The 549-nt window shown below is 51.0% G+C and carries 1 protein-coding gene; it reads left to right on the forward strand.

The window, feature by feature from the left end:
* Window positions 1-77: 77 nt before the first annotated feature.
* Window positions 78-549: hypothetical protein (locus tag HHU12_RS34710; RefSeq protein WP_169661242.1), on the forward strand; the 472-nt coding region annotated here is incomplete at its 3' end.

Consider the following 549-nt stretch of genomic DNA (forward strand, 5'->3'; position numbering starts at 1 on the left):
ACTATAGGGAACCTTCGAACGACCGAGGGTTCCATTACTTAAAGTCTTAACTTAAAGAATACTTAAAGAGGCACGCTATGACTTACTCAATCGTTGTAACCATCTTGTTAAGCATCATCACAGCACTCTTCATTATCACCATGCGTAATGCGATACGAGATGGGGAACGCTTGGAGCGTAAGGTGCAGGAGGTAAGCTCTCATCTTAACAATGAGTCAGCCAAGGTGATACGACTGGCAGACAGGTCCGAGTCTCTTGGTAGACAGGTGCGCTGGTTAGAGGGCGAACTTGAGAGCGAGAAACAGAAGGTGCGAGACGTGAATGAACTCCGAGCGCACCAGCGGGACCGCATGAAGTTCCTGCGCAAGCAGCTGAAGGAAGCACAAGACGAGCTGATGATGGTCTCCGACCTGATTCACGTTAAGTTCACCGCAGTGTTGCCAGACGGTACCCACTCCAAGACGCTCTTTAAGTTAGGGCTTGGCCCGTGTGGTCTCCACGTTAAGTCCCTCCGCTGGACAGAGCTGGATGACCGCTACCTGATAGACC

This window comes from Flammeovirga aprica JL-4, from assembly GCF_012844305.1.
GTDB lineage: Bacteria > Bacteroidota > Bacteroidia > Cytophagales > Flammeovirgaceae > Flammeovirga > Flammeovirga aprica.